At 72.0% G+C, this 21466-nt stretch carries 18 protein-coding genes and 2 riboswitches; of the genes, 10 read left to right on the forward strand and 8 right to left on the reverse strand.

The window, feature by feature from the left end:
* Positions 1-124 precede the first annotated feature (124 nt).
* The 4 genes from qcrB to ctaE form a co-directional block, all read right to left on the reverse strand.
* The gene (gene qcrB, locus OG500_RS27575; RefSeq protein ID WP_327069542.1) at positions 125-1780 is read right to left on the reverse strand and encodes a cytochrome bc1 complex cytochrome b subunit; all 1656 of its coding nucleotides are present in this window, start codon (positions 1778-1780) and stop codon (positions 125-127) included.
* Positions 1777-2871, reverse strand: coding sequence for a cytochrome bc1 complex Rieske iron-sulfur subunit (gene qcrA / locus OG500_RS27580; RefSeq protein ID WP_442789240.1), 1095 nt, complete (start codon positions 2869-2871; stop codon positions 1777-1779). The genes qcrB and qcrA overlap by 4 nt, the downstream gene beginning before the upstream one ends.
* Positions 2868-3677, reverse strand: coding sequence for a cytochrome bc1 complex diheme cytochrome c subunit (gene qcrC / locus OG500_RS27585; protein WP_327069544.1), 810 nt, complete (start codon positions 3675-3677; stop codon positions 2868-2870). The genes qcrA and qcrC overlap by 4 nt, the downstream gene beginning before the upstream one ends.
* A gap of 138 nt (positions 3678-3815) precedes the next feature.
* Entirely contained in the window at positions 3816-4436 is a 621-nt protein-coding gene (gene ctaE, locus OG500_RS27590; RefSeq protein WP_327069545.1) for an aa3-type cytochrome oxidase subunit III, read from the reverse strand.
* Between the two features lie 457 nt (positions 4437-4893).
* Between ctaE and OG500_RS27595 the strand changes: the two genes are divergently transcribed.
* The 3 genes from OG500_RS27595 to OG500_RS27605 all read left to right on the forward strand — a co-directional run bounded on the left by OG500_RS27595 (position 4894) and on the right by OG500_RS27605 (position 8190).
* Complete coding sequence (locus OG500_RS27595; protein ID WP_327069546.1) at positions 4894-5319, forward strand: hypothetical protein; 426 nt, start codon at positions 4894-4896, stop codon at positions 5317-5319.
* 152 nt (positions 5320-5471) lie between these two features.
* Positions 5472-6545: an anthranilate phosphoribosyltransferase gene (trpD, locus tag OG500_RS27600; RefSeq protein ID WP_329584068.1), complete on the forward strand. Its 1074-nt coding sequence runs from the start codon at positions 5472-5474 to the stop codon at positions 6543-6545.
* A gap of 113 nt (positions 6546-6658) precedes the next feature.
* Positions 6659-6778, forward strand: a riboswitch (SAM riboswitch).
* 50 nt (positions 6779-6828) lie between these two features.
* Positions 6829-8190 (forward strand): aminotransferase class V-fold PLP-dependent enzyme, encoded by a 1362-nt coding sequence (locus tag OG500_RS27605; RefSeq protein ID WP_327069548.1) that lies wholly within the window; start codon positions 6829-6831, stop codon positions 8188-8190.
* A gap of 9 nt (positions 8191-8199) precedes the next feature.
* Here the strand turns inward: OG500_RS27605 and OG500_RS27610 are convergent, their stop codons facing one another.
* Both OG500_RS27610 and OG500_RS27615 read right to left on the reverse strand, forming a co-directional pair.
* Positions 8200-8481, reverse strand: a complete 282-nt coding sequence (locus OG500_RS27610) for an Lrp/AsnC family transcriptional regulator (protein WP_327069549.1) — start codon at positions 8479-8481, stop codon at positions 8200-8202.
* The gene (locus OG500_RS27615) at positions 8478-9302 is read right to left on the reverse strand and encodes a rhomboid family intramembrane serine protease (protein ID WP_327069550.1); all 825 of its coding nucleotides are present in this window, start codon (positions 9300-9302) and stop codon (positions 8478-8480) included. The genes OG500_RS27610 and OG500_RS27615 overlap by 4 nt, the downstream gene beginning before the upstream one ends.
* Positions 9303-9501: 199 nt before the next feature.
* Here OG500_RS27615 and OG500_RS27620 point away from each other — a divergent pair, with 199 nt between their 5' ends.
* The 6 genes from OG500_RS27620 (at position 9502) to OG500_RS27645 (ending at position 16556) form a co-directional block, all read left to right on the forward strand.
* Complete coding sequence (locus tag OG500_RS27620) at positions 9502-9747, forward strand: hypothetical protein (protein ID WP_327069551.1); 246 nt, start codon at positions 9502-9504, stop codon at positions 9745-9747.
* Between the two features lie 144 nt (positions 9748-9891).
* Positions 9892-11301, forward strand: coding sequence for an NYN domain-containing protein (locus OG500_RS27625; RefSeq protein WP_329584071.1), 1410 nt, complete (start codon positions 9892-9894; stop codon positions 11299-11301).
* A 181-nt stretch (positions 11302-11482) separates the two neighbouring features.
* Positions 11483-12517 (forward strand): C40 family peptidase, encoded by a 1035-nt coding sequence (locus OG500_RS27630; protein ID WP_327069553.1) that lies wholly within the window; start codon positions 11483-11485, stop codon positions 12515-12517.
* Positions 12518-12804: 287 nt separating this feature from the next.
* Positions 12805-12955, forward strand: a riboswitch (cyclic di-AMP (ydaO/yuaA leader).
* Between the two features lie 3 nt (positions 12956-12958).
* Positions 12959-14110 (forward strand): C40 family peptidase, encoded by a 1152-nt coding sequence (locus tag OG500_RS27635; protein ID WP_329584073.1) that lies wholly within the window; start codon positions 12959-12961, stop codon positions 14108-14110.
* Positions 14111-14331: 221 nt separating this feature from the next.
* Positions 14332-15372: a C40 family peptidase gene (locus OG500_RS27640; protein WP_329584075.1), complete on the forward strand. Its 1041-nt coding sequence runs from the start codon at positions 14332-14334 to the stop codon at positions 15370-15372.
* Between the two features lie 56 nt (positions 15373-15428).
* Positions 15429-16556 (forward strand): hypothetical protein, encoded by a 1128-nt coding sequence (locus OG500_RS27645; RefSeq protein WP_329584076.1) that lies wholly within the window; start codon positions 15429-15431, stop codon positions 16554-16556.
* Positions 16557-16583: 27 nt separating this feature from the next.
* On the opposite strand, the gene OG500_RS27650 is transcribed toward OG500_RS27645, so the two are convergent.
* On the reverse strand, positions 16584-17987 hold the full coding sequence (locus OG500_RS27650; RefSeq protein ID WP_327069557.1) for a glycosyltransferase 87 family protein: 1404 nt from the start codon (positions 17985-17987) through the stop codon (positions 16584-16586).
* A 273-nt stretch (positions 17988-18260) separates the two neighbouring features.
* Between OG500_RS27650 and OG500_RS27655 the strand changes: the two genes are divergently transcribed.
* Entirely contained in the window at positions 18261-19415 is a 1155-nt protein-coding gene (locus OG500_RS27655) for a glycosyltransferase family 4 protein (protein ID WP_327069558.1), read from the forward strand.
* Between the two features lie 39 nt (positions 19416-19454).
* Here OG500_RS27655 and OG500_RS27660 read toward each other — a convergent pair whose 3' ends face one another.
* Complete coding sequence (locus tag OG500_RS27660; RefSeq protein WP_327069559.1) at positions 19455-21245, reverse strand: AMP-dependent synthetase/ligase; 1791 nt, start codon at positions 21243-21245, stop codon at positions 19455-19457.
* Between the last annotated feature and the right edge of the window lie 221 nt (positions 21246-21466).

Here is a 21466-nt window from a genome sequence, read left to right on the forward strand (position 1 = left end):
CGGGTCTCCTCGGTTCTCCTGGGCTGATGGTGCGTCACCCATTGTGCCGCCCCCACGCCAAGGGCCCCGACCGGCAGTGCCGGACGGGGCCCTCAGGTGGCTGACGCGTTGTCAGAGCAGGGGATCAGTGGTGGCCGTGGCCGCTGGTGATCTCCTTGTGCTCCTCGGGAGTCGGCTTGGGGATCTGGTTGCCCTCGCCGAAGTAGCCCTCGGAGAGCTTGGCGCGGGTCTTGGTCGCCAGGCCGACCTTGCGGGCGACACCGTTCTCGTCGACCTCGGCCGGCAGCTCGACCGGCTCGTACTGCTCGTGCGAGGTGAGCGTGTGGAGCGTGCCCTGCGGGAGCTGGGCGTGCACCTCGATGAACTCACCGTGCGGCAGCCGCTTGATGACGCCGGTCTCGCGACCGTGCAGCACCTTCTCCTTGTCCCGGCGCTGCAGGCCCAGGCACCAGCGCTTGGTCACGAAGAAGACCACCACCGGGACGACGAACGAACCGATCCGCACGAAGTACGTGATGTCGTTCAGCGACAGGTGGAAGTGCGTGGCGATCAGGTCGTTGCCACCGCCGGAGAGCAGCACCAGGTAGAGGCTGATCCAGGCGGCACCCAGCGCGGTACGCACGGGGGCGTTGCGCGGGCGGTCCAGGATGTGGTGCTCGCGCTTGTCGCCGGTGATCCAGCCCTCGATGAAGGGGTAGACGGCGATGGCGGCCAGCACCAGCGGGAAGAGCATCAGCGGGATGAAGACACCCAGGTTCAGGGTGTGGCCCCAGGCCCGGATCTCCCAGCCCGGCATGACACGGATCAGACCCTCGGCGAAGCCCATGTACCAGTCGGGCTGGGCGTCGGTGGAGACCTGGTCCGGACGGTACGGGCCGTAGGCCCAGACCGGGTTGACCGAGGCGATCGCGGACATCGCCGCGATGATGCCGAAGACGAGGAAGAAGAAACCGCCGGCCTTGGCCATGTAGACCGGCATGAGCGGCATGCCGACCACGTTCTTCTCGGTCTTGCCCGGGCCCGCCCACTGGGTGTGCTTGTGGTAGAAGACCAGGATCAGGTGCGCCACCAGCAGGCCGAGCATGATGCCCGGGATCAGCAGCACGTGGATCGTGAAGAACCGCGGCACGATGTCGGTCCCCGGGAACTCCCCGCCGAACAGGAAGAACGAGATGTAGGTACCGACCAGCGGGACGGCCAGGATGGCGCCCTCCATGAACCGGATACCGGTGCCGGAGAGCAGGTCGTCGGGGAGCGAGTACCCGAGGAAGCCGTCGAAGAAGCCCAGGAAGAGCAGCAGGAAGCCGAACAGCCAGTTGATCTCGCGGGGCTTGCGGAACGCGCCGGTGAAGAAGACGCGCATCATGTGCACGAACATCGCGGCGACGAACACGATCGCGGCCCAGTGGTGGATCTGCCGGATCAGCAGACCGCCGCGGACCTCGAAGCTGATGTTCAGCGTGGAGGCGTAGGCCTCCGAGACCCGGATGCCGTCCAACGGCGAGTACGAGCCGTTGTAGATGACCTCGCCCATGCTGGGCTTGAAGAAGAGCGTCAGGTAGACGCCCGTCAGGATGATGATGATGAAGCTGTAGAGGCAGATCTCACCGAGCATGAAGGACCAGTGGTCCGGGAAGATCTTCCGCAGGTTGGCCTTGGCCAGGGAGTAGATCCCCAGCCGGCCGTCCACCCAGTCGGCTGCGGCCTCCGCCTTGTTGGCGGGCTTGTCGCGCGTGCTGGCCGGTGCGGCCTGCTTCGCGCTAGTCGACGCGGAACTCATTCGCTGCGCTCCCAGAAGCTCGGACCGACGGGGTGCTCGAAGCCGCCGGGGGCTACCAGGTAGCCGGAGGCATCGGTGACGATCTTCAGCTGCGGCAGGGGGTGCCCGGCCGGGCCGAAGATAACGCGCGCGCCGTCCGACAGGTCGAAGGTCGACTGGTGGCAGGGGCAGAGCGCGTGGTGGGTCTGCTGCTCGTACAGCGAGATCGGGCAACCGACGTGGGTGCAGATCTTGGAGTACGCCAGCACACCCTCGAAGCCCAGGGCGGCCGAGTCGGCGTCCTTGATGTCGTTCGGCTGGATGCGGATCAGCATCAGCGCGTCCTTGGCGATGGCCTCCTGGAAGTCCTCGTCGGACTCCTGCAGACCGGCCGGACGCAGCGCGGACGGGCCGGGCTTGGCGAACGTCAGCGAGCCGACCGCGATGTCCTCGGCCTTCATCGGCTCGTTGGTGTTCATGTTGACCAGCCGGATCGGAGCGTTCGGCGTGGCCTCGTTCCAACCCGTGACGTCGAGCTTCTTCTCGGGCAGCGGGCCGAGGTCGCGCAGCAGCATCACGCCGGAGAGCGGCACCAGGGCCATGGACCCGATCAGGGTGTTGCGGATCATCTTGCGGCGGCCGAAGCCGGACTCGGCGGCGCCGGTCTTGAACTGCTCGATGACGTCCGCGCGGGTCTCGTCGTCGGCCTCGATCGCGTGGCGCTCGGCCGGCAGCTCGACGTCCGACATCAGGGTGCGGGCCCAGTGGACCGCGCCCGCGCCGATGCAGAACAGCGCCACACCCAGGGTCATACCGAGCGCGAAGTTCAGCGCGCTGATGTGGCCCAGCGGGAAGATGTAGACGATCCGGTCGGCGTCGATGCTGACGTAGCTGGCGATGAAACCGACGGTCGCCAGCATCGAGACGATGAAGAGCAGCGACACCTGGCGCTCGGCCCGCTTGGCGGCCCGCTCGTCGATGTCGGTCCGCCGCGGCTCGTGGGGCGGCAGCCCCGGGTCCGCGAACGGGTTGTCGGCAACGGCGGCTTCGCCGTGCCCTTCGCCGGCGGCGTGCGCCTGCGGCAGCTTGTCGTCTGACATGTCGTGGCTCATGACTTCTTGGCCTTGGTGGTGTGAGCGGCGACCCAGATCGCGATCGCGATCAGGACACCGAGACCGAAGATCCAGCCGAACAGACCCTCGGTCACCGGACCGAGGCTGCCGAGCGAGAGACCACCGGGGTTGGGCGCCTCGTTCGCCTGGTAGCGGACGAAGGCCACGATCTCCTGCTTCTGCTTCTCCGGCATGGTGGTGTCGGGGAAGGAGGGCATGTTCTGCGGGCCGGTCTGCATGGCCTCGTAGATGTGCTTCGGGTCGACGTTCTCCAGCGAGGGCGCGAACTTACCCTGCGTCAGGGCACCGCCGGCACCGGCGAAGTTGTGGCACTGCGAGCAGTTCGTCCGGAACAGCTCGCCACCCTTGGAGATCGCGTCCGTCTCGGTGGAGGTGTACTGGTCCTTGGTCGGCGTCACCGGGCCGGGGCCCAGCGAGGCGACGAAGGCGGCCATCGCGTCGATGTCGCTCTGGCTGTAGATGTTCTTCTTCTTCGGGATCTGCGCACCCGGCTGCTGGGCGGGCATGCGGCCGGTGCCGACCTGGAAGTCGACGGCGGCGGAGCCCACGCCCACCAGGCTGGGGCCGGTGCTGCTGCCCTCGCCGTTGAGGCCGTGGCACGAGGAGCAGCCCACGGCGAAGAGCCGCTTGCCCTCATCGATCGCGAGCGACTGCGCGGAGCTGTCGGCCTGCGCGTTCTCGGCGGGCGCGAACTCGGCGTACAGCCCCCCGATGGCCGCGAGGGCGAAGAGTAGGACGACCAGCGCCGCCAGTGGGTGGCGCCGTCGTGCGGAGAGCTTTTTCACGAGATAACCCCGGTGTCAGGATCTGGTCGACTGGTGGAGGGGCCCGGTGCCGGTAGGCATCGGCAAAGGCGGGCACGGGCAAAGGACCCGGAGCCGGTGAGGGCACGGGGTCCGGCCGGCGGCCAGCGACCTGATCGGTTACTTGATCAGGTAGATGGTCGCGAAGAGGCCGATCCAGACCACGTCGACGAAGTGCCAGTAGTACGACACGACGATCGCCGCGGTGGCCTGCTCATGCGTGAACCGCTTGGCAGCGTAGGTCCGCCCCAGCACCAGCAGGAAGGCGATCAGACCGCCCGTCACGTGGAGCCCGTGGAAGCCGGTGGTCAGGTAGAACACCGAACCGTACGGGTCGGAGGAGAGCGAGATGCCGTCCTTCTTCACCAGGTTGGTGTACTCGTAGATCTGACCCCCGATGAAGATCGCCCCCATCATGAAGGTGATCGAGAACCACGTGCGGAGCTTCTTGACGTCACCGCGCTCGGCAGCGAACACGCCGAGCTGGCAGGTGAGCGAGGAGAGCACCAGGATCGTGGTGTTCACGGAGGAGAAGGGGACGTTGAGGGCATGCGCCTTCTCGGCCCAGAAGTCTGGTCCCTTCACGGAGCGAGCCGTGAAGTACATCGCGAAGAGGGCCGCGAAGAACATCAGCTCGGAACTCAGCCAGACGATGGTTCCGACACTGGTCATGTTCGGTCGGTTGACCGATCCATGAGCGTGCCCGGTTTCTGTTGCTGTTGCTGTCGCCACGACCGACATTATGTCGGTCCCTTATTCCGTCTTCACGCCGGGGGGTCTCCCTCGGAGTGTCCGGTGCGTGCGGTATGCCCGGATGGCTGCGCCGGTGGCCGTGCGTATCCGGTGCGCGCCGGTTGACGAGGGGTTTCGTCGTGCGGATGGTGATTTTCTGACGGCGCGTTGGGCCGGACCACCCGGGTGCCACGCGTGTCCTGACGGCCAGCGGGGCACCGGTGGCGTACCGCTGTGGGCCGTCCGGGTGGACTGTACCGCCGAGGGTGACGCCGTCTCGCCCGGGTGGGTGACAGCTTGCCACCCGCCCGGCGGGCCGCCCGCCCGGGCCGGCCCGCCCGGCCCGGCGGGCGGCGCCGGCGGGCCGGATCCGGAAGAGATCGCGCCAGTCGCGCCCCGCGGGGGGTGATCGGGAGTAGCATCCGGTGGTGACTGGACGTGGTCTGGATCACATGGGAGCAGGTCGATGGCGACGCACACGAGTGACGAGACGCTCACCGTTCTCGTCTACAGCGATGACCGCAACACCCGCGCGCAGGTCACCTCGGCGCTCGGCCGGCGGCCGGCCGCCGACCTGCCGGAGGTTACGTACCTGGAGTGCGCCACGGTCCCCGCCGTGCTGCGCGCGCTGGAGAAGGGCGGCGTGGACCTCTGCCTCTTCGACGGCGAGGCAGTGCCGGCCGGCGGACTGGGGCTGGCCCGCCAGGTGAAGGACGAGATCTACGGCTGCCCGCCGGTGCTGGTGCTGATCGGCCGCCCGCAGGACACCTGGCTGGCGGCCTGGAGCCGGGCGGACGCGGCGATCTCGCAGCCGGTCGACCCGGTGGCACTGGCCGAGACGGTGGCCACCCTGCTCCGCGCCCGTCTGGGCGCGCGCAGCCTGGCGCGCTGAGCGTTCCGCCTCCTGGACGGCCGGCGCCGCCGGCCGCCGGCCGGTGTCTCACGAGCAGAGAAGGGCCGTCGCGGGTGCCGCGGCGGCCCTTCGCCGGTCGATAGGCTGGCTGCATCCCCGTAACGAGCACCGGATGCGAGCTGGAGTCGGCCATGGTGAATGTGAACCCTGCGAACGGCGGTCAGGACCCCGCGCAGGTGGTCCGCACCTGGCCGGACCTGCTGAACGCGCTGCTGACCGGCCAGGACCTGACCCAGGCGGACGCCGCCTGGGCGATGGACCGGATCATGAGCGGCGAGGCCAGCCCGGCCCAGGTGGCCGGCTTCGTGGTGGCGCTGCGGGCCAAGGGCGAGACGGTGGCCGAGGTCTGCGGCCTGGTCGAGGCGATGTACGCGCACGCCGAGCCGCTGCACATCCCCGGCCCCGCGGTGGACATCGTCGGCACCGGCGGCGACCGGGCCAAGACCGTCAACATCTCCACCATGTCGGCCATCGTCGCGGCGGCGGCCGGCGCCAAGGTGGTCAAGCACGGGAACCGGGCGGCCTCGTCCGCCAGCGGCTCCTCCGACGTGCTGGAGCGGCTCGGGATCCGGTTGGACCTGAGCGCCCGGCGGGTCGCCGAGGTGGCCGAGGAGGTCGGCCTCACCTTCTGCTTCGCGGCCACCTTCCACCCGGCGATGCGGCACGCCGCCCCGGCCCGCCGCGACCTCGGGGTGGCCACCGCCTTCAACATCCTGGGTCCGCTGACCAACCCGGCCCGCGTCACCGCGCACGCGGTCGGCTGCTTCGACACCCGGCTGGCCGGCCTGATCGCCGGGGTGCTCGCGGAGCGCGGCTCCTCCGCACTGGTGTTCCGGGGTGACGACGGGCTGGACGAGCTGACCGTCTGCGCCACCTCGCGGGTCTGGGTGGTGCGCGGGGGCCGGGTCACCGAGACCGTCCTCGACCCGCGCGAGCTGGGCATCGAGCTGGTCGGCATCGAGGCGCTGCGCGGGGCGGACGCCGAGTACAACGCCGCGGTGGCGCGCCGGGTGCTGGCCGGGGAGCAGGGGCCGGTGCGCGACGCCGTGGTGCTCAATTCGGCAGCCGCGCTGGTCGCCCTGGAGCTGACGGATGCGCCGCTGGTCGAGCAGCTGGCCGCGGCGATGCGGCGCACCACCGCGGCCATCGACTCGGGCGCCGCGCAGGACACCCTCAAGCGCTGGGCGGAGGCCACCGCGCACTGACCCGGCGTCAGTTCCACGAGACCCGCGGGCCGCTGGCCTGCGGGTCTCATGTGTGTCCGGATGCCGGGACGGTGTTTGACCGCACTTCGGGAGCTGATCTAAAGTCTTCGCCAGGTCATGAGTGACAGCGCGACGAGCCCCAGCTTGCTGTCCGGCAACCCTCCGTCCGTGGCGGGGTGCCCTGGGTGAAGACCAGGCCAGACGGCGACAGGTCCGTGTGGCAAGCGCGGACCACCGGCATATTCGCACTCCCGGGGTCCTGACTCCGAAGGAGTGCATCCTCATGCCGTCTTCCCTCGATCTCTGCGCCCCCCTCGCCGTGCTCGGCGCCGACGTCCAGGTCCCGCTGGTCTCCGGCGAGAAGGTGGGCTACGCCGCGCTCGACTACGCCGCCAGCTCGCCCGCGCTGCAGCGGGTCTGGGACGAGGTGGCCGCCTACGCCCCGTACTACGGCAGCGTGCACCGCGGCGCCGGCTACCTCTCGCAGCTCTCCACCGACCTGTTCGAGCAGAGCCGGCGCACCGTCGCGGACTTCCTGGACCTGCGCGAGGACGACCAGGTGGTCTTCACCCGGGCCACCACCGACTCGCTCAACCTGCTGGCGGGCGCCCTGCCGGCCGGCACCCGGGTCTTCGCCTTCGAGACCGAGCACCACGCCTCGCTGCTGCCCTGGCGCCAGGCCGGCCTGGCGGTCAGCTACCTGCGCGCCCCGAGCTCGCCCGAGCAGGCCGTCGCCGCGCTGGCCGAGGCGCTGGCCGCCGGCAGCCCCGCCGAGCCCCGCCTGTTCTGCGTCACCGGCGCCTCCAACGTCACCGGCGAGCTGTGGCCGGTGGCCGAGCTGACCCGGGTGGCGCACCGGCACGGCGCCCGCGTGGTGCTGGACGCCGCGCAACTGGCCCCGCACCACCGGGTCTCGGTGCGCGAGCTGGACGTCGACTGGGTCGCCTTCTCCGGCCACAAGCTCTACGCCCCGTTCGGCGCGGGTGTGCTGGCCGGGCGCAGCGACTGGCTGGACGCGGCGGAGCCGTACCTGGCGGGCGGCGGCGCGAGCCGCACGGTGGCCCGTGAGGTGGACGGCTCGGTGGCCGTCGAGTGGCACCAGGGCCCGGCCCGGCACGAGGCCGGTTCGCCCAACGTGATCGGTGCCTACGCCATCGCCGCGGCCTGCCGGGCGCTGACCGAGGCCGGTTTCGAGGCGCTGCAGGAGCGCGAGCAGTACCTGATCGACCGGCTGACGGCCGGCCTGGCCGAGATCCCCGAGGTCCGGGTGCTCAGCCTGTTCGGCCCCGCGGCGGCGCGGGTCGGCGTGCTCTCCTTCGTCGTGCAGGGCTGGAACAGCTCGCACTTCTCGGCGGCGCTGTCGGCCGAGTACGGCATCGGGGTGCGCGACGGGCTCTTCTGCGCCCACCCCCTGGTGCGCACCCTGCTGGGCAGTGAGCAGGCCGCCCCGTCCGAGTGCGGGGCGCCCGAGCCCTCGCTGCCCGGCGAGCGCAGCCTGAACGCGATCCGGGTCAGCTTCGGGGCCGGCACGCCCGAGGAGCACATCGACCGCTTCCTGGCCGCCGTGCGCGAGCTGGTCAGCGACGGCGCCCGCTGGAACTACCGCAACGAGGGCGGCCGCTGCGTCGCCGACACCCGGCGCTGAGAGGTGCCGTCAGCCGTCCAGGCCGAGCGCGAAGGCGGCCTCCAGGTCGTGCTGCGAGTAGGTGCGGAAGGCGATCTGGGTCTCGGTGTGCGCGACCCCGGGCACCTTGTTGAGGCGTCCGGGGATCACCTCGGCCAGGTCGTCGTGCCGGCGCACCCGCACCATCGCGACCAGGTCGTAGCCGCCGGTCACCGAGTAGACCTCGCTGACCCCGTCGATCGCGGCGATCGCCTCGGCGATCTCGGGGATCCGGTCGACGCTGGTCTTGATGAGCACGATGGCGGTGATCACGGCGAGGCTCCTGGGCTGGGGGTCCCCCCGGGGGAAGGCTGGGGGAGCGTGGGGCCAGGGTATCCGGCGCGCCTGCCCAGCACCCACAAGGCCAGGAACCCCGCGCTGAAGCCGATCACATGGGCCAGATAGGCGACCCCGGGCCCGGCCTGGTGCACCGACCACCACTGGACGGCGAACCAGAGGCCGAGCACCAGCCAGGCCGGGAAGCGCAGCGGCAGGAAGAAGAGCAGCGGGACCAGCGCGGTCACCCGGGCCCGCGGGTACAGGCGCAGGTAGCCGCCGAGCACCCCGGCGATCGCGCCCGAGGCACCGACCAGCGGGCGCAGCGACTCGGTGCCGTGCCCGCAGGCGGCCGCGTAGCCGTAGGCGGCCAGCGCGCCGACCGTCAGGTAGAAGAGGAGGAAGCGGACTCGGCCCAGCCGTTCCTCGACGTCGGCGCCGAAGACATAGAGGAAGAGCATGTTGCCCAGCAGGTGCAGCCATCCGCCGTGCACGAAGAGCGAGCTGAGCGCGGAGAGCGCCGGGATCTTGTGCGGGGTGGTCAGCAGCGGGCAGCCGCTCACCGGCGCGGTCAGCGTGGCCAGCCGGCCCTGGGTCAGCGGACGGTTGCTCAGCAGCTCGACGGGGATCGCGCCCCAGCGCTGCTGGTAGTGCTGCGCCGCGCAGGCCCGCACGGCGGCGCCGGTGCCGTAGTGCGGGTTGATGCCGCTGGGGCCGGCCAGGAAGACCAGGCAGTTCAGCGCGATGAGCAGGCAGGTGACGACCGGGACCGGACCGCCGTCGGGGGGCTGGGCCCAGGCGGGCCGGGGGAGCGGCATGCGGCGATGCATTCCGCGCCGGGCGGTCGGCGACACCCGCGCTGTACGGCGAGCGGGTGACGGCCCGCGCGGGTGTTCGAGGGATGGCGGTGCTGGTCGGAAGGGGTATCCGGTGGCCACCGCCACGGGGTCAGGCCCTAGGCTTGAGGCCCGGCCGGGCATTGGCCCGGAGCAGGCCGCAGCCGAGAGGACCCAGCTCATGCCCGTCCCCGCGCCCACCGCCGAGACCCGCTGGCGCTGCACGCTCTGTGGCAACCTGACCCGGTTCGACGTCACCCGGTCCTCCCGGGTGGTCGAGTACCTGCACCTGGACCTGGCCGGCGAGGCGAGCGTGGAGGAGCGCGAGGTGCTCAGCGAGAGCCTGGAGTCGATCCGCTGCCGCTGGTGCAACGCGGTCGACCAGGTCGAGCTGGTGGCCCGCCCGGGCGCCGAGAGCGCGGGCTGAGCCCGCCCCGGACCAGGGGCTGCTGAAAAATCACCGCCGCGCACGCGACAATTGCATGGAGCGGTGAGTCACCGGGCGGTGAGTCAGGGTGTGCCGGCACAGGGCCGGGGCAGCCGCACAGACAGGATCGGAGCCGAGGACGCGATGGACGCAGCCAGCCAGGCCGCCGAGTCGCAGGGGCCCGTGCCCGCTGGCGGCGAACCGGCGGAGCCGACGGCCGACCTCGGCGCCGAGCCCGCGGCGGCCGAGCAGCTGGACCGCCCGCTGCCCGAGGGCGTGCGCCGGCGGGTGATCGGGCTGGCCGCGGACGCGCTCGGCGGGCTGCCGCCCGCCGACCTGCCGCCGACCCTGCGCCCGTACGCGAAGTTCACCCCCGCCCGGCGGGCCAAGTACGCCGGCACCGCGCTGGCCGCCGCGCTGGAGGCCGAGCCGGTCTTCCGGCTGCGGATAGCGGACCGGCTGCGGCTGGGGCAGCCCGACCTGGTCAGGGCACTGGAGACCGGCCAGGTGCCGGGCGCCGCCGAGCCGCTGGACGTGGCGGCTGCGGCCTACCTGCTGCGCACCAGCGGCTGGACCAGGCTGGTCGCCGAGGCCGGCGAGGAGGCCGAGCGGGCCGGCGCGCAGGACGCGGCGGCGGAGGCGGCCCGCCTGGTGGAGAAGCTCCAGGAGGAGCTGGCCGCCACCCGTGCCGCGGCCCGGGCCGATCTGGAGCGCCAGCGCGCGGACTCCGAGGGCATCCGCAAGGAGGCGGAGTCGCTGCGCAAGAAGGTGCGCAGCCTGGAGAGCGACACCCGCCGGGCGCAGGCCGAGGCCCGCAAGCTGCAGGCCGAGCTGGCCGCCGCTGCGGCCGCGGCCGGCACCGAGCGCGGGGTGGCCGAGAGCGAGAGCCGGCGCCTGCGGCACCGGGTGGCCGAGCTGGAGAGCGCGCTGGAGGCCAGCCGCCGCTCGGCCCGCGAGGGGCGCAGCGTGGAGGACATGCGGCTGCGGCTGCTGCTCGACACGGTGCTGCAATCGGCCCAGGGCCTGCAGCGCGAGCTGGCGCTGCCGATCACCACGCTGCACCCGGCGGACCTGGTGGACGCGGTGGTGCCGGGCTCGGCCTCGCCGCACGACGTGGCCCGGCGCGGGCTGGCCGAGGACGACCCGGCGCTGCTGGACCAGTTGCTGGCCATCCCGCAGGTCCACCTGGTGGTGGACGGCTACAACGTGACCAAGACCGGCTACCCGACGCTGCCGCTGGAGAAGCAGCGACTGCGCCTGCTGGGCGGCCTGGCGATGCTCGCCCAGCGCACCCAGGCCGAGGTGACCTGCGTCTTCGACGGGCAGGACCTGGACGTGCCGGTGATCATGGCGCCGCCGCGCGGAGTCCGGGTGCGGTTCAGCCGGACCGGGCAGACGGCGGACGAGCTGATCCGTCAGCTGGTGCGGGCCGAGCCGCAGGGCCGGCCGGTGGTGGTGGTCTCGACGGACCGTGAGGTCGCGGACGGTGTGCGCAAGGCCGGTGCCCGCCCGGTGGCCTCGGTGCTGCTGCTGAACCGCCTCTCCCGCGGCTGACCACCCCTCAGTCGGTCAAGACCGGTTCTGTGAATGTTGCGTGAGATCCTTGCCCGTAGGGGTAGTTCGTGACGGCAGGGGAGTGGCGCGGGGAAGTGATGTTCACTAGGGTCTGGCGTCAAACCTATTTTTCCGGTCACTCATCCGATCGGGTGAGGCCGGCAGAAGAAGGAGCGGTCCCTTGGCGTCCCATCGCCGTCCCAAGCAGTCGAGCCGCGCGCGGATCACCGTGCTCACCGCCGCTGCGGCGACCGCGGTCGCGATCTCCTCGCAGACCGGGGCCTGGGCAGACCCCAAGCCGTCCATCCAGGATGTCAAGGCGCAGATCGACGACCTGAACAACCAGCAGGAAGCGGCCGCCGAGAAGTACGACGGCGCCAAGGAGCGCGGCGACCAGCTGCGCCAGCAGGCCTCCCAGCTGCAGGACGAGGTGGCCCGCACCCAGGACCAGCTGACCCAGCTGCAGTCCGGGCTCGCGACGGTGGCGGGGGAGCAGTACCGCACCGGCGGGATCGACCCCACCGTCCAGCTGATGCTCAACTCCAACCCGCAGAACTACCTGGACCAGGCGTCCAGCATGCAGGTGGCGACCAGCACCGAGGCGGACGCGCTCAAGTCGCTCCAGGGCGAGCAGCGCAAGCTGGACCAGGAGAAGAAGGAAGCCGCCGACACGCTGGCCCAGCTGGACAGCGCCACCCAGCAGCTGAACCAGGCCAAGGCGGACGTGCAGAGCAAGCTGGCCGCGGCGCAGAAGCTGCTCAACTCGCTGAGCGCCTCGGACCGCGCCACGCTGCAGGCCGCCGACCGCGCCTCGCGCAGCAGCGCCCGCACCGACCTCGGCTCGCTCGACCTCCCGGCGGCCGGCGGCTACGCCGGCCAGGCGGTGCAGGCGGCGCTCAGCCGGCTCGGTGACTCCTACGTCTGGGGCGCCACCGGCTCCACCACCTTCGACTGCTCGGGCCTGATGCAGTGGGCCTACGCGCAGGCCGGCGTCTCGCTGCCGCGCACCTCGCAGGAGCAGGCCACGGTGGGCACCGCGGTGCCGAGCCTGTCCCAGGCGCAGCCGGGCGACCTGATCATCTTCGGCGGCGACCGGCACCACGTGGGCATGTACATCGGCAACGGCAAGATGGTGCACGCGCCGCACACCGGTGACGTGGTGCGGATCGCCGACCCGACCACGATGGGCGAGTCCTTCATCATCCGCCGGGTCTGACCCGCCGTCGCCCCGGCGCGCGCCGACCGCCGCTGAGCCCCCGTCACTCGTGCGGTGTGACGGGGGCCACCTGTTCGTATCCGGCATGATCACGCGCGGGTGATCTCCATAGCACCCAGAGTCAAAGTTAGGCGTTTTTTCTGACAAGGATTTGAACGGATCACAGAGTTGTTACTAGGGTCGCTCATCAGACCACCGCGATGGTGATCACCCGACCCGGGTGGCAGCGGGGGTTACCGCCGAGTCTGGAAAGCAGCACGGGCAGTTGACTGCCCGACGGGGACCCCCTCACCGGGGAGCTGCGGACCGGAGCCGGGGAACCATGTTCCTCGGGGTGAATCGGCGCCAGGTCGGCCGTCAGGCCGGTGAGGCGTCGTAGGGCATCTCTTCCAGCCCGAACCCGTCAGCTCACCCGGTAGGCGGTCGGAGGAAGAAGGATTCGTGGCGTCCCATCGTCGTCCCAAGCCCGTCGGCCGTACTCGCGCGTCGATCCTGACCGCTGCCGCCGCGACCGCCGTGGCGCTCTCCGCGCAGGGGGCGGCGCACGCCGACCCGGCGCCCTCGCTCGACCAGGTCAAGTCCCAGGTCGACGACCTCAACAACCAGGCGGAGCAGGCCTCCCAGCAGTACGACGGCGCGCAGGCCAAGCAGCAGACCCTGCAGAAGCAGGTCAGTGACCTGCAGGACGAGGTGGCGCGGCAGCAGGACCAGGTGACCAACCTGCAGTCCGGGCTGGCCTCGGTGGCCGCCGACCAGTACGCCAGCAACGGCATCTCGCCGACCGTGCAGCTGATGCTCTCCAGCAAGCCGGACGGTTTCCTGAGCCAGGCCAGCTCGCTCAACCAGATGAGCAGCACCGAGAGCGAGACGCTGAAGCAGCTCCAGGAGCAGCAGCGCAAGCTCGACCAGGACAAGTCCGAGGCGCAGGGCAAGCTCGCCGAGCTGGATGCCACCACGCAGCAGCTGAAGACCGCCAAGGACGCCGTCCAGGCCAAGCTGAAGCAGGCTCAGGACCTGCTCAACACGCTGACCGAGCAGCAGCGCCAGGCGATGGCCGCGGCCGAGGCCAAGGCTGCCGCCGACGCCAAGGCGGCGGCCGACCAGGCCGCCGCGCAGGCCAAGGCCGCCGCCGCTGCCAAGGCCCAGACCGACGCGCAGACCGCCTCGCGCGGCTCCTCCCGCACCGACCTGGGGAGCACCGGCTCCACCACGGCCGCCCCCAGCACGCCGAGTGCCGGCAGCTCGGCCGCGCAGGCCGCGATCGCCGCCGCCGTCAGCAAGCTGGGTTCGCCGTACGTCTACGGTGCCGCCGGGCCGAGCTCCTTCGACTGCTCGGGCCTGATGCAGTGGGCCTACGCGCAGGCCGGCGTCTCGCTGCCGCGCACCTCGCAGGACCAGGCCTCGGCCGGTACCAACGAGGGCACCAACATCGCCAACGCCCAGCCCGGCGACCTGCTGGTCTTCTACAGCGACATGCACCACGTGGGCATGTACGTCGGTGGCGGCCAGATGATCCACGCCCCGCACACCGGCGCCGTGGTCCGCTACGAGTCGGCCACGGTGATGCCGATCGCGGCGATCATCCGCCCCTGACGCACCGTCGTCCCCGAAGGCCCGGTCTCCTCCTGGAGACCGGGCCTTCGGCGTCGGACGGCCGTTCCGCTGTCCGAATTGGGATCAAATATTCGTATCGGTAGGGGTTTGGACTCGCTCGCCCGGACTCGCTAACGTCTGCGCTCGGACCTCAGCTCCGGCGAAGCCCTCGGTTCGTCGGCGGCTTCTTCGGGCTCACTCGGCGATAGGAGTCGTCAGCGATGGCGAGTACACCCCCGTCGGGCACCGCGCGGCGATTCGCCCGGGTGGTGGCGGTCACCGCTGCCGCGACCACGGTGCTGGCGATGACGGCCAGTGCGCACGGTGCTCCAGGTGGACCGGACAAGAAGGACGTCAAGGCGCAGGTCGACCAGCTCTACGCGGAGGCCGAGCAGGCCTCGGAGAAGTCCAACGCCGCGGAGGAGGCCGCCAAGCGGCTGCAGGCCGAGGCCGGCACCCTGCAGCAGGAGGTGGCCCGGGGACAGGACACCCTGAACCGGATGCGCCTGGACCTGGCCACCGTCGCGGGTGCCGAGTACCGCGCCGGCGGCATGGACCCCACCGTGCAGCTGATGCTCTCCAGCGACCCGGCCGGCTACCTGGCCAAGGCCCGCACCCTGGCCCAGGTGGGCGAGCAGCGCGCCGCCACCCTGCACGAGGTGCAGGAGCAGCAGCGCCGGCTGGACCAGCGCCGGGCGGAGGCGACCGGCAAGCTGGCCGAGCTGGAGACCGTGCGCACCTCGCTGGCCGAGGCCAAGCAGCAGGTGCAGCAGCGGCTGAAGAGTGCGCAGGCGCTGCTGAGCAGCCTCACCGCCACCGAGCGGGCGCAGTTGCAGGCGCAGGACGACCGGGAGGCGCACGAGCGGGCGGCCCGCGCCGCGGAACGGGTCGACCTGGGCACCCAGCCGCCCTCCTCGGACCGGGCGGCGGCGGCGCTGGCGGCGGCGCTGAGCAAGCTCGGCTCGCCCTACGTGTACGGATCCACCGGGCCCGGTGCGTTCGACTGCTCGGGTCTGATGTACTGGAGCTGGCGGCAGGCCGGAGTGACCCTGCCGCGCACCTCGCAGGCGCAGGCGTTCGGGGGGCAGCGGGTGAGCCTGTCCGAGGCGCGACCGGGAGACCTGGTGATCTTCTTCCACGACATGCACCACGTCGGCATGTACGCCGGCGGCGGCACGGTGATCCACGCGCCCTACCCCGGCGCCCGGGTGCGTTACGAGAGCGTGGCCGCGATGCCGGTCGCGGCGGTGGTGCGGCCCTGACCGCCCCGGAGTCCGCCGCCGAGCCCCGCCCCGTCCGGCCCCTCGCGGGCGGCGGGGTGTCGCGCCGTGCCGCGCTGCTGCTGGTGGGCGGCGCGCTGGTGCAGCTCTCGGTGCCCAGACCCGCGCCCGCCCGGGCCGGGACGCCCGCGGTCCTGCCGGCCGGACGGCTGGCGCCGCTGCTCGCCGCGCACGCCCAGGCGCTGCGCACCGGCGAGCTGGCGCCGCTGCGGCTGGCCCAGCTGGACTACCGGCCCACTTCCTGGGACGCGGAGACGGTCAGTGCCGAACTCTCCTACCGGCTGACCGGCTTCGACGACGACCCGGTGGTGCTCCAGCGCCGGATCGCGCTGGCCGACGGCGCGGTGAGCGGCGAGACGGCGGCGCCCGGCAGCGCCGTCGCGCCCTGGGACCTGGGCGATCCGACGCCGGTGCGGGGCGCCCACTGCGTGGTGCTGGGGCCCGCGGCGCCGGAGGAGCTGACCCTGCTGGCCACGCTGGCCGACCAGGCCGTGGCCGCCGTCAGCGCGGTCTGGGGAGATGCCTGGGCGGGCCGACTGGTGCTGCAACTGCCCACCACGGAAGCCCAGTTCACCCAGCTGCTGGGTGCCGATCCGCGTACCTACTCGGACATGGCCGCGGTCACCGTCGCGGCGGCCGGCGCTCCGCTGCACACGCCCGCGGACCGGGTGCTGGTCAACCCCGACGGGTTCCGCCAACTGAGCGCCTTCGGCCGGCAGGCCGTGCTCACCCACGAGAGCACCCACGTGGCGACCCGGGCCGACACCCACCCCTGGACCCCGCTCTGGCTCTCCGAGGGCGTGGCCGACTACACCGGCTACCTCAACACCGGCCGCACCGCCCGGCAGATCGCCCCCGAGCTCACCGAGGACGTGGCGGCCGGCAAGCTGCCCACCGCGCTGCCCGCCGACGCCGACTTCTCGGCCGGCTCCGCCGGAATCGCGCAGGCCTACGAGCTCTCCTGGCTGGCCTGCAACCTGATCGCCACCGAGCACGGCCCGCAGACCCTGGTCGACGTCTACCGGGCGGTCGGCGCGGCCGGGCCGGGGGCAGGGCGCGAGCAGCAGCTGGACAGCGTGTTCGGCGAGCACCTCGGCTACGGGCTGGCCGAGTTCACCAAGCGGTGGATCGCCGAGGTGCTGCGCCAGGTCGGCCCGGACAACTGACCCCGCCGCTCGCGCGGGCGGTGCTGGTCAGCCGCGCTGGACGTCGTCCAGCAGGCTCTGCTCGTAGGCGATCCCCGGGCGCACCGGGTAGCCGCGCTCCGGCTCGGCCGCGGGCGCGGGAGGTGCCGCGGCGGGCGCCGCCGCGGCCTGCGGGGCCTGGGTGGAGCGCCACAGCCGGCGGCAGGAGACGATCGTGGCGGCCAGCAGCAGCAGGTTGCGGGCGCTGATGATGGTGACGCCGATGCCGGAGCTGGTGACGACCTGCCCGAAGTTCAGCGGGAACTCCAGGGTGGTCAGCACCGTCGTGATCAGGATCATCACGGCCACCGGGCGCTGGCTGCTGCCCCGCACGGTCAGGCAGACCGCCGCCAGGCCGACCAGCCACACCATGTACTGCGGGCTGATCACCCGGCTGGAAACGGTGAAGATCAGCAGGGCCGCGAGCGCAGCGTCGTAGGTGGTGGACGGCTGCCAGCGCCGGGCCCGCAGCCGCCAGTAGAGCAGCCAGGCGAAGCCGGCCAGGGTGCCGCCGAGCGCGATCTTGGAGATCACGTCGACGCCGGTGCCGATGAACTCCACCGAGCCGTAGTGCATCATCGTCTTGCCCTGCCAGTCGCCGAACAGCTTGGCGAAGTGCAGCGGCAGTGCCGCCAGCGACTCCACCTCGATGCCGCGGTCGGCCTGGAAGGTGAGGAACTCGAAGGCCCCGTTCATCCCCGCGGCCAGCAGGAACGCCAGCGTGCTCATCGCCGCGACCGCCGAGGTCCAGGAGCGCCGGGTGCGCCGGCCGCGCGGGGTGCCGGCCAGTCCGAGCAGCGGCCAGAGCTTCATCAGCCCGCCGATGCCCAGCAGGATGCCGCCCAGCACCGGGCGTCGCAGGATCACCAGCAGGCCGGCCACCGCCAGCGCGGTGACCAGGATGTCGTAGCGGCAGTAGACGGTCGGGCCCAGCAGCGGCACCCCGGCCACCCAGACCCAGGCACCGGCCAGGCTGCGCCCGCGGCGCAGCCCGTAGCGCACCAGCATGCCGATCGCCACGGTGTCGAAGATCCCGCACAGCACGAAGAAGGAGATCAGGTACGACCAGGGGAAGAGCCCGGGGGCCAGGATCACCAGCGCCGCGCCCGGCGGGTACTGCCAGGTCACGTCGTCCATCGGGAAGGTGCCGGTCTGCAACACCCCGTACCAGGCGTGGTAGATCACCGAGACGTCGGTGGTCACGTCCAGGCCGAACCGGATGACGCCGGTGACGATCAGGATCAGCAGGACCCTGGTGGCCAGCCAGGTGGCGCCGATGCCCCACAGCGCGCCACGCGCGGGGGCGGCCGGGGTGACGGCAGTGGCGCCCGGTGCGGGGGGTGCGGCGAGCGCGAGACCACCGCTGCCGCCGCTGGCGACCTCGTCCGCCGGGCCGTCCTGGGCCAACTCCACTGTGCTCCCTCGTTCTCTGCGCGCGACCGCGTTCGTCGCGCGCGGCTGCCCGCGCCCGAGCCGGCGCCTGTCCACGCGCGCCGGTGCGTACCGGGCGGGGCCGGCTTCGACTAGGACAGACTCAGGAGGGAAACGGTTCCGGCCCGGCCTTCCGTTCCCGACGGTCCGCCCGCCCCCGCTCCGTTCGTTCCCGCCGAGTCGGCATGGTGACCTATGGTACGGATCACCGAGCGGTGAACCGAGCACCCCCCGACCGAGCGAGCCGTGGACAGTATGCCGAAGACCCTTGTCGTCACCAACGACTTTCCCCCGCGTCCAGGCGGAATTCAGGCCTTTGTCCACAACATGGCGGTGCGCCGGCCGGCGGGCAGCATTGTGGTGTACGCCTCATCGTGGCGCGACGGCCGGGAGGTCGCGCGCTTCGACGCCGAGCAGCCGTTCCCGGTGATCCGCGACCGCAGCACCATGCTGCTGCCGACCCCCCGGGTCACCCGGCGGGCGGCCGAGCTGCTGCGGGCCGAGGGCTGCGACACGGTCTGGTTCGGGGCGGCTGCGCCGCTGGGCCTGATGGCGCCCGCGCTGCGCCGCGCCGGGGCGGCCCGGCTGCTCGGCATGACGCACGGCCACGAGGCCGCCTGGGCCCAACTCCCGGGCTCGCGCCAGCTGCTGCGGCGGATCGGCGAGGGCACCGACACGCTCACCTACCTCGGCGAGTACACCCGCTCGCGGATCGCCCGGGCGGTGGGTCCGGGGCCGGCCGCGCGGATGGCGCAGCTGCCGCCGGGGGTGGACGAGCAGACCTTCCACCCGGACTCGGGCGGCGCCGAGGTGCGGGCCCGGCTCGGGCTGACGGACCGTCCGGTGGTGGTCTGCGTCTCCCGGCTGGTGCCGCGCAAGGGGCAGGACACGCTGATCCGCGCGCTGCCGCTGATCCTGGCCGCCGAGCCGGACACCGTGCTGCTGATCGTCGGCGGCGGCCCCTACCTGGCGGACCTGCGCAAGCTGGCCGAGGCGACCGGGGTGGCCGCCTCGGTCCGGTTCACCGGCGAGGTGCCGTGGGCCGAGCTGCCGGCCCACTACGGTGCGGGCGACGTCTTCGCGATGCCGTGCCGCACCAGGCGCGGGGGACTGGACGTGGAGGGGCTCGGGATCGTCTACCTGGAGGCTTCCGCCACCGGGCTGCCGGTGGTGGCGGGCGACTCCGGCGGTGCCCCGGACGCCGTGCTGGAGGGCGAGACGGGCTACGTGGTCCCCGGCGGCTCGCTGGAGCAGGTCGCCGAGCGGATCGTGCGGCTGCTCGCCGACCCGGCGCTGCGCCGGCGGCTGGGCCGGGCGGGGCGGCGCTGGGTGGAGGAGGCCTGGCGCTGGGACCTGCTGGCCCAGCGCCTGGGCGATCTGCTGGCGGGCCAGGGCCAAAGTCAGGCCTAGAGCCAGGCCCAGGGCCTGGCTCTAGGCCGGGGGCCGGGCCTAGCGCTGGTAGAGCGCCTCGATCTCGCCCGCGTAGTCCTTCAGCACCACGTTGCGCTTGAGCTTGAGCGAGGGCGTCAGGTAGCCGTTGGCCTCGGAGAACTCGGTGTCCAGGACCCGGAACTTCTTCACGGCCTCGGCGTGCGAGACCGCCTTGTTGCCCTCGTCCACCGCCTCCTGGACGGCGGCCAGCAGGGCCGGGTCCTGGAGCAGCTCGGCCACGCTCGCGGGCTGACGGCCGTTCAGCTCCAGCCACCGCGGCAGGAACTCCTGGTCGATGGTGACCAGGCAGCCGATGAACGGCTTGCGGTCGCCGACCACCATCACCTCGCCGATCAGCGGGTGCGCCCGGATGCGGTCCTCGATCACGGCGGGGGCGACGTTCTTGCCGCCGGCCGTGACGATGATCTCCTTCTTGCGGCCGGTGATGGTCAGGTAGCCGTCCTCGTCCAGCGACCCGAGGTCACCGGTGGCGAACCAGCCGTCCCGCAGCGCCTCCTCGGTGGCCACCGGGTTGTTCCAGTAGCCGGTGAAGATCTGCGGGCCCTTCAGCAGCACCTCGCCGTCCTCGGCGATCCGCACCGCGGAGCCGGGCAGCGGCTGGCCGACCGTGCCGATCTTCGGCTTGTCGTGCGGGTTGAAGGCGGTGGCCGCGCAGGTCTCGGTCAGCCCGTAGCCCTCCAGCACGGTGAAGCCGATGCCCCGGTAGAAGTGGCCCAGACGCTCGCCCAGCGGCGCGCCGCCGGAGATCGCGTGGGTGGCCCGGCCGCCGAGGGCGGCGCGCAGCTTGCTGTAGACCAGCTTGTCGAAGACCGCGTGCTTGAGCCGCAGCAGCAGGCCGGGGCCGCCCAGCTCCTGCGCGCGGCTGTAGGCGATGGCCACGTCGGCGGCCTGGTCGAAGATCTTGCCCTTGCCGTCCGCCTGGGCCTTGGCCCGCGCGGTGTTGTAGACCTTCTCGAAGACCCGCGGCACGCCCAGGATCAGGGTCGGGCGGAAGGAGGCGAGCTCGGCGGTGACGTCCTTGATGTCCGAGACGTGGCCCAGCTTGATCGGCGCGATCGCGGCGGCGATCTCGGCGATCCGGCCCAGCACGTGGGCCAGCGGCAGGAAGAGCAGCACCGAGCTCTCACCGGTGCGGAACAGGTCCGGCATCCGGGCGACCACGTTGCCCAGCTCGGCCATGAAGTTGCCGTGGGTGAGCTGACAGCCCTTGGGGCGGCCGGTGGTGCCCGAGGTGTAGACGATGGTGGCGATCGTGTCGGGGCCGGGGATCGAGCGGCGCTCGGCCACGGTGGCGTCCGGCACGTCGGCGCCCGCCGTGTTCAGCTCCTCGATCCCGCCGCGCTCGATCTGCCAGGTGTGCCGCAGCTCGGGCAACCGGTCGCGGACCGACTCGACCACGGCGGCGTGGCTGTCGGTCTCGGTGACCACCACGACCGCGCCAGAGTCGCCGAGGATCCACTGCACCTGCTCGGCGGAGGAGGTCTCGTAGACCGGCACGGTGATCGCGCCGGCGCTCCAGATCGCGAAGTCGAGCAGGGTCCACTCGTAGCGGGTGCGCGACATCACGCCGACCCGGTCGCCCGGCTGCACGCCGGAGGCGATCAGCCCTTTGGCCGTCCGGTGCACCTCGGCGAGGAAGGCGGCGGCGGTGACGTCCTGCCAGCGGCCGTCCAGCTTCCGGCTGAGCACCGCGACCTGTGCGTGGTCCGCGGCGTTCTGGTGGACCAGGTCGGAGAGGTTGCCACCGCTCGGGACCTGGTATCGGGCCGGAAGGCTGAAGTCGAGCACTACTGCTCCTCGTCTGCGACGCTGCGGGACGGCAGGACGTTACTGCCCGGTAGCCAGATTCGGGTAGGGGGGTCAGCCGCGGTGTTCGAAGTGTCACACCCCTTGGGGAGGCACTGATCGTTGTGCTTCGCACCTTACGGCAGCGCACAGGTGACCCGCCGGTAGCCCTCCACGGGCCGCTCGCCGGTGCCCCACGGGCTCGGGGGTGGCGACGGCCGCGA

Source organism: Kitasatospora sp. NBC_01250, assembly GCF_036226465.1.
Lineage (GTDB): Bacteria > Actinomycetota > Actinomycetes > Streptomycetales > Streptomycetaceae > Kitasatospora.